Raw genomic sequence first — 6,223 nt, forward strand, 5'->3', positions numbered from 1 at the left:
GGTCCGGGTGAAAAAATCACCGAACCATTCGAGCTCAGTGGAAAGGGTCGATGATTTCCCGCACCAGCCAGCGCACGGCGTGATCCGGGTACGGGCGCGGCAGCGACAGCACGATGTGGTCGAAGCCCAGGTCGACGGCTCGTTGGACGATCGCGCGCGTTTCGGCCGGGTCGTCGTACGAGACGATCTGCTGCAGGGAGCGGCTGAGCGTGGCTGGATCCCGTCCGATCCGGGCGCATTCCGCGTCCAGTCGGCGCACCCGGTCGGTGAGGGTGTCGAAGTCGGTGTGCGGCGGGCCGCTGATGTTCCAGATATCGGCGTACTCCGCGATCAGCCGGAGCATCCGGTTGCCCCAGCCGCCGATCAGGAGTGGCGGCCCGTCGGGCTGGATCGGCTTGGGCGCGTTGCGGTTGCGCTCGAGCGTGAAGTGCTTGCCGTGGAAGTCGAACTCGTCCTCGGTCCACATCCGGCGCAGGATCTCGATGGTCTCGCGGAGCCGATCGACGCCCTCCCCCGGTGGGACGAGCGTGAGGCCGTAGGCGGCGTACTCCTCGATCGCCGGGTTCGGGCCGGTCGGCTGGAGGGTGCCTCCCGCGCCGAGGCCCATGATCAGCCGGCCGCCGGAGATCACGTCGAGCGTGCTGGCGATCTTGCCGAGGACGGCCGGTGGGCGGATCCGGTTGCTGGTGACGAGCAGGCCGAGGCGGAGCCGGGTGGTCTGCGCGGCGAGCGCGGTGAGCAGGGTCCAGCCCTCGAGGACGTCGCCGTTCTTCGGGCCGGCGAGCGGGAGGAAGTGGTCCCACAGCCAGGCGTCGCGGATCTGCGGGGTTTCGTCGGCTTCGAGCCAGACGCGGCGGATATCGGCGTACGGGACATGCATCGGGGTGGTCTTCAGACCGAAGGTCGGTTGCATAATCGTCAGGATAACTGATGATCAGGACTACTGACGATCAGTGTGGCGGTAGATTGGGTGGCATGTCTGATCGGCTCGGGTATCTGCTGAAACACGTCCTGGCGGAGCTCACCGAGGCTCAGACCAAGGCGCTGGCTCCGCACGGTCTGAACGGCCGCGACCTGGCGGTGCTGTCCGCGATCGTCGCCGGCGAGCCCCTGTCCCAGCTCGAGGTCGCGGCCCGACTGCGGGTCGACCGCACGTCGATCGGCGATCTGCTGGACGGGCTGGAGGAGCGTGGGTTCGTCGAGCGCCGGCGCAGCCCGGAGGACCGGCGGCGGAACGTCGTCGTACTGACGTCTCATGGTCAGTCGACCTTTGATGAGGCGGAACGGGTTCGGCTGGAGGTGGAGCGCGAGTTCCTCGCTCCCCTGGCGGCTCCGGATCGCTTCCGGGACGCTCTGCGGCTGCTGCTCGGGGAATGAGGGCTCCGGCGCACCCGTTGGACTGAATATGCTCTCCGTCCCGCTGTCAGTCCTGGACCGTTCTCGGACGCGTGTTGGCGAGACGGAGCCGGAGACGTTGCGGGCGACGGTGAAGTTCGCTCAGCAGGTGGAAGACCTTGGTTACAAGCGTTTCTGGGTGTCGGAGCATCACAGCGTTCCTGGAGTGGTGGGCTCGGCGCCGACCGTCCTGGCTGCGGCCGTTGCTGCTCGCACATCGCACATCCGGGTCGGCACTGGTGGGGTGATGCTGCCGAACCACAATCCGCTCGTCGTGGCGGAGCAGTTCGGCGTACTGGAGTCGCTGTACCCGGGCCGGATCGACATGGGCCTCGGGCGGTCGGTCGGCTTCACCAACGGGGTACGGCGGGCGCTCGGCGTCGAGAAGGACGCTGCGGACGACTTCAGTGGACAAGTCCAGGAGCTGCTCGGCTATCTGGCCGGTACGTCGGATGTCCACGCGCGTCCGGGTGAAGGGCTGGAGATCCCGCCGTTCATCCTGGCCGTCGGTTCAGGCGCTTCGATCGCCGCGTCGCTCGGGCTACCTGTCGTCCTGGCTGCCCGTCCTGACGCTGTGGACCTTGTCGCGTCCTACCGTGCGTCCTTCCAGCCGTCGGCGTGGGCTCCGCAGCCCTACGTGATCCTCGCCGTCACCGCTGCGGTCGGGGACACCACGGAGGCGGCCCGTCGGCTGTTGTTGCCGGAGGCATGGGCCAGCGCGTACTCACGTACTCGCGGCGTCTTCCCGCCGCTGCAGCCCGACGTACCTGTGACCATGACCGCTCGCGAGCAGGAGTTCTTCGAGAACGCGTTGCGTGGCCAGTACTACGGAACCTCGGACGAGGTGCATGCCGCGCTGGAGGACCTCGTGCAAAGCACAGCCGCGGACGAGGTGCTGATCACGACCAACACCTACGACCGGGACGAGCTCCTCGCCTCGTTGGCGAAGCTCATCGGTTGATCCGGGCCTCGAGCCGCTTCCGCACATCCGGCCACTCGTCGGCCAGGATCGAGAACACCACGGTGTCGCGGAACGATCCGTCGGCCATCAGCTGGTGCCGCCGCAGCACGCCCTCGCGGGTCGCGCCGAGCTTGGCGATCGCCGCCTGCGAGCGAGTGTTCTTCGAGCCGGTCTGGATCTTCACGCGGCCGAATCCACACACCTCGAAGGCATGCTCGAGCAGCAGCAGCTTCGCCGCCGGGTTGACCGCGGTCCCCCAGACGGCGGGTGCGTAGCCGGTGTAGCCGAGGTGGATCCGCTCGTTGACCAGGTCGACGTCGGCGAGGCTCGACGTACCGACAACGGTGCCGTCGGCAACCATCCGGACGACGTACGCAAACCGTTTGGCCGCGGCCGGGATCCACTTCGCCCGCATCTCGTCCGCGCTCTTCGGCATCGCACCGGGGCCGCCGGCGAAGCCCCCGGCGTACACCTGCTCGTTGACGATCGCGGCGTACAGCTCGTCGATATCGCTTTCCTGCATCCGATCCAGCCGTACGACGTCGCCGACCAGGGGCCGTCCGTCCGGCGCGATCGTCATGCTTTCACCAGCAGGTGCAGCAGCAGCCAGACGACCGGCGCCGTCGCGAGCAGCGAGTCCAACCGGTCCATCACCCCTCCGTGGCCGGGCAGCAGGTTCGACATGTCCTTGATGCCCAGGTCGCGCTTGATCATCGACTCGCCGAGGTCGCCGACCGTCGCGGTCAGTACGGCGACCGCGCCGACGATCGCGCCGACCCACCAGTCACCGTCCAGCAGCAGAACCACCGCGGCGATACCGGCGCCGATACAGAACAGGGCCGAGCCGGCGAAGCCCTCCCAGGACTTCTTCGGGCTGATCGTCGGCGCCATCGGGTGCTTGCCGAACAGCACGCCGGCGACGTATCCGCCGACGTCACTCGCAACCGTGACGGCAAAGAACGTGACGACGCGACCGGCCCCGTCCTCGTCCGGCTGCGCCAGCAGGATCGCGAACCCGGCCAGCAGCGGCACATACCCGATCAGGAACACGCCGGCGCTGACGTCGCGGACGAATCCGACCGATCCGCCCGGCATCCGCCAGAAGATCGTGCCGAGCACAGTCAGCCCGAGCGCGACCAGCAGCGCCATCGGGCCACCGAAGTACGCCGCCGCCAGCATGGCCGTCGTACCGAGGAACAGCGGGATCCGCGGGATCGCCGCACCGCCGGTCTTGAGCGCCTTCATCATCTCGTCGACGGCGACCAGGACGGTCGCCAGCACGAGTACGACGAACAGGACCTTCTGCCAGTACAGCGATCCGAGGATCAGCGCGATCAGTCCCACCCCGACCGCGATCGCAGCGGGCAGATTTCGCCCGGCGCGGCTCGGAGTAGGACTCGGCGCGGGCGTGCTGTCGACGCCCATCACACCTCGAGCAGTTCGGCTTCCTTGTGCTTGAGCAGGTCGTCGATCGAGTCGACGTACTTCTTCGTCAACCCGTCGAGCCGCTTCTCAGCACTCTTGCCCTCGTCCTCGCCCGCATCGCCGTCCTTGACCGACTTGTGCACCTGGTCCATGGCGTGCCGGCGGATGTTGCGGACCGAGACCTTGGCTTCCTCGCCCTTGGTCTTGGCGACCTTGATGTACTCCTTGCGCCGCTCTTCGGTCAGCTGCGGCATCACCACCCGGATCACCGCGCCGTCGTTCCCCGGGTTCACACCCAGGTCCGAGTCGCGGATCGCCTTCTCGATCGCTGCCATCGCGCCCTTGTCGTACGGCGAGATGAGCACGGTCCGGGGCTCCGGGACCTGGAAGCCGGCCAGCTGCTGCAGCGGCGTCGGGCTGCCGTAGTAGTCGGCCAGGATGCCCGCGAACATCTGCGGGTGCGCCCGGCCGGTGCGGATCGCGGCGAAGTCGTCCTTCGCGACCTCCACGGCCTTCGCCATCTTCTGCTCGGCTTCGCGGAGAGCTTGGTCGATCACGACATTCCTCGCTTCCTCTGGGCCGCGACGATGCGGCCACTCCTACTGCGCCTTGTGACAACCGATCCTAGTGGTACGCCGCCGTACGCCGGGTTATTGCCCCCGGGAGACGACCGTGCCGATCTTCTCGCCGTGGATCACCCGGGCGATGTTGCCCTCCTCCAGGCCGAAGATCACGATCGGCAGCGCGTTGTCGCGGGCCAGGCTGATCGCGGTGGCGTCGGCGACCCGGAGGCCGCGGGCGAGGAAGTCGTCGTACGACAGCTGGTCGAACTTGACCGCGTCCGGGTTCTTCTTCGGGTCGGAGTCGTAGACCCCGTCCACGCCCTGCTTGCCCATCAGCAGCGCCTCGGCGCCGACCTCGAGCGCGCGCTGGGCGGCGACGGTGTCGGTGGAGAAGTACGGCATCCCGGAACCGGCGCCGAAGATCACGACGCGGCCCTTCTCCAGGTGCCGCTCGGCCTTGCGCGGGATGTACGGCTCGGCGACCTGGCCCATCGTGATGGCGGTCTGCACCCGGGTCTCGATCCCGAGCTTCTCCAGGAAGTCCTGCAGGGCCAGGCAGTTCATCACGGTGCCGAGCATGCCCATGTAGTCGGCCCGGTTCCGCTCCATGCCGCGCTGCTGCAGCTCGGCGCCGCGGAAGAAGTTGCCGCCGCCGACCACGACGGCGACCTGGACACCGGCCCGGGCCACGTCGGCGATCTGCTTGGCGATCGAGTTCACCACGTCGGGGTCGACGCCGAGCTTGCCGCCGCCGAACACCTCACCCGACAGTTTGAGCAAGACCCGGTGGTAGGCCGGGGCGAACGGCGAAGAGGCCGGATTCGTCTCGGTACCCAGGGTTTCCGTCACGATTCCGGCCTCCTCGTTCGTTGCTGTCCTCTTCAGATCCTCGTCGGGATCAGGCGCCGACCTCGAAGCGGGCGAACCGCTTCACGGTCACGCCGGCCTCGTCGAGCACGGCCTTGACGGACTTCTTGCTCTCGGTCACCGACGGCTGCTCGAGCAGGACGACGTCCTTGAAGAAGCCGTTCACCCGGCCCTCGACGATCTTCGGCAGCGCCTGCTCGGGCTTGCCCTCCTCGCGGGCGGTCGCCTCGGCGATCCGCTTCTCGTTCTCGACCGTCTCGGCCGGGACCTCGTCGCGGGTGGTGTACAGCGGGCGCATCGCGGCGGCCTGCATGGCAGCGCCACGGGCGGCCTCGACGTTGTCGCCCTCGAACTCGACCAGTACGCCGACCTGGGCCGGCAGGTCCGCCGCACGCTTGTGCATGTACGCGGTCACCTGGCCGTCGAACACGGCCACCTTGCCGAGCTCGAGCTTCTCGCCGATGACGGCGGCCAGCGCCTCGATGTTCTCGGCGACCGACTTGCCGTCGGTCAGCTTCTCGTTCAGCAGGCCCTCGACGTCGCCGACCTTGCTCGCCGAAGCGTGCGCGACGATGTCGGCGGCGAGCTGCTGGAACTGCTCGTTCTTGGCGACGAAGTCGGTCTCGCAGTTGAGCTGGACCAGCGCGTTCTCCGCCGCGGCCACCAGGCCGTTGGTGGCGGACCGCTCGGCGCCACGCTTGGCGGCCTTGGCCGCGCCGTGGATGCGCAGCTCCTCGATCGCCTTCTCGAAGTCGCCGTCGGTGGTCTCGAGCGCCTTCTTCGCGTCCATCATGCCCGCGCCGGTGGCGTCGCGGAGCTTCTTCACGTCAGCGGCGGTGTAGTTCGCCATTCCTCGTTCTCTCGTCTTGTCGATGCGGCTGGATGGGCGGGGCAGGCCCGGTTGCGGACCGTGCGACGCAGCGGGGTGCCGCCCGGCGGGACCGGGCGGCATCCATGGCTGTCAGGCCTCGTCGGCCTTCGGGGTCTCCTCGGCCTTCGCCTCGGTCTCCTC

The 6,223-nt window shown here is 68.2% G+C and carries 8 protein-coding genes; 2 read left to right on the forward strand and 6 right to left on the reverse strand.

The window, feature by feature from the left end:
• Nucleotides 1-34: 34 nt before the first annotated feature.
• Nucleotides 35-913, reverse strand: a complete 879-nt coding sequence (locus tag ACFWUU_RS34595) for an LLM class flavin-dependent oxidoreductase (protein ID WP_380182116.1) — start codon at nt 911-913, stop codon at nt 35-37.
• Nucleotides 914-975: 62 nt separating this feature from the next.
• Between ACFWUU_RS34595 and ACFWUU_RS34600 the strand changes: the two genes are divergently transcribed.
• Complete coding sequence (locus ACFWUU_RS34600) at nt 976-1,377, forward strand: MarR family winged helix-turn-helix transcriptional regulator (RefSeq protein WP_380182118.1); 402 nt, start codon at nt 976-978, stop codon at nt 1,375-1,377.
• Nucleotides 1,378-1,405: 28 nt separating this feature from the next.
• Nucleotides 1,406-2,356 carry an LLM class flavin-dependent oxidoreductase gene (locus tag ACFWUU_RS34605; protein WP_380182120.1) on the forward strand — a complete coding sequence of 317 codons (951 nt, stop codon included), beginning with the start codon at nt 1,406-1,408 and terminating at the stop codon, nt 2,354-2,356.
• On the opposite strand, the gene ACFWUU_RS34610 is transcribed toward ACFWUU_RS34605, so the two are convergent.
• The 5 genes from ACFWUU_RS34610 to tsf all read right to left on the reverse strand — a co-directional run bounded on the left by ACFWUU_RS34610 (nt 2,346) and on the right by tsf (nt 6,061).
• Nucleotides 2,346-2,936: a GNAT family N-acetyltransferase gene (locus ACFWUU_RS34610; RefSeq protein WP_380182122.1), complete on the reverse strand. Its 591-nt coding sequence runs from the start codon at nt 2,934-2,936 to the stop codon at nt 2,346-2,348. The genes ACFWUU_RS34605 and ACFWUU_RS34610 overlap by 11 nt on opposite strands.
• Nucleotides 2,933-3,781: a phosphatidate cytidylyltransferase gene (locus tag ACFWUU_RS34615; protein ID WP_137259191.1), complete on the reverse strand. Its 849-nt coding sequence runs from the start codon at nt 3,779-3,781 to the stop codon at nt 2,933-2,935. Before ACFWUU_RS34615 ends, ACFWUU_RS34610 begins: the two co-directional genes overlap by 4 nt.
• The gene (gene frr, locus ACFWUU_RS34620; protein ID WP_267901785.1) at nt 3,781-4,335 is read right to left on the reverse strand and encodes a ribosome recycling factor; all 555 of its coding nucleotides are present in this window, start codon (nt 4,333-4,335) and stop codon (nt 3,781-3,783) included. The genes ACFWUU_RS34615 and frr overlap by 1 nt, the downstream gene beginning before the upstream one ends.
• 96 nt (nt 4,336-4,431) lie before the next feature.
• Nucleotides 4,432-5,193, reverse strand: coding sequence for a UMP kinase (gene pyrH / locus ACFWUU_RS34625; RefSeq protein WP_233715185.1), 762 nt, complete (start codon nt 5,191-5,193; stop codon nt 4,432-4,434).
• Nucleotides 5,194-5,242: 49 nt separating this feature from the next.
• On the reverse strand, nt 5,243-6,061 hold the full coding sequence (tsf, locus tag ACFWUU_RS34630) for a translation elongation factor Ts (protein ID WP_137259193.1): 819 nt from the start codon (nt 6,059-6,061) through the stop codon (nt 5,243-5,245).
• Nucleotides 6,062-6,223 lie beyond the last annotated feature (162 nt).

Source organism: Kribbella sp. NPDC058693 (assembly GCF_042715335.1).
GTDB classification, from domain to species: Bacteria; Actinomycetota; Actinomycetes; order Propionibacteriales; family Kribbellaceae; genus Kribbella; species Kribbella jiaozuonensis.

Excerpts from the sequence above, each read along its gene's own strand:
- ACFWUU_RS34595 (WP_380182116.1), bottom strand. The coding sequence starts at position 913 with ATGCAACCGACCTTCGGTCTGAAGACCACCCCGATGCATGTCCCGTAC.
- ACFWUU_RS34600 (WP_380182118.1), top strand. The coding sequence starts at position 976 with ATGTCTGATCGGCTCGGGTATCTGCTGAAACACGTCCTGGCGGAGCTC.
- ACFWUU_RS34605 (WP_380182120.1), top strand. The coding sequence starts at position 1,406 with ATGCTCTCCGTCCCGCTGTCAGTCCTGGACCGTTCTCGGACGCGTGTT.
- ACFWUU_RS34610 (WP_380182122.1), bottom strand. The coding sequence starts at position 2,936 with ATGACGATCGCGCCGGACGGACGGCCCCTGGTCGGCGACGTCGTACGG.
- ACFWUU_RS34615 (WP_137259191.1), bottom strand. The coding sequence starts at position 3,781 with ATGGGCGTCGACAGCACGCCCGCGCCGAGTCCTACTCCGAGCCGCGCC.
- tsf (WP_137259193.1), bottom strand. The coding sequence starts at position 6,061 with ATGGCGAACTACACCGCCGCTGACGTGAAGAAGCTCCGCGACGCCACC.